The organism is Blastococcus sp. KM273129 (genome assembly GCF_021698995.1).
Taxonomy (GTDB): domain Bacteria; phylum Actinomycetota; class Actinomycetes; order Mycobacteriales; family Geodermatophilaceae; genus Blastococcus.
The window spans coordinates 1-316 of record NZ_SSXB01000216.1; the positions used below are offsets into that span (position 1 = coordinate 1).

The following is a 316-nucleotide window of genomic DNA, read 5'->3' on the forward strand; positions in this document are numbered from 1 at the left end:
TGACGGCCCTGACCCGTCAGGCACGGGCGCTGGCGCACGCCGCCGGCCACCCGGTCAGCACCTCGGTGGCGACGCAGGTCGAGGAGACGCTGCGGGCGGGGCGGGTGCACCAGCCGGAGGTCGGGCCTGGCGCCCGTCGTCCCCAGCCCGCTGTACGACATCGGCGAGGTGAGCCGGCCGGTGAGCAGCGCCCGGCCGGCGTCCGGGTCGGACATCGCCGCCCGCAGCGTCTCCTCGACCTGCGTCGCCACCGAGGTGCTGACCGGGTGGCCGGCGGCGTGCGCCAGCGCCCGTGCCTGACGGGTCAGGGCCGTCA

1 pseudogene is annotated in these 316 nt (G+C 77.8%); it reads right to left on the bottom strand.

The features are described from left to right. Nucleotides 1-316 (bottom strand): annotated as a pseudogene (locus E9565_RS22090) (hypothetical protein); the annotation flags it as partial.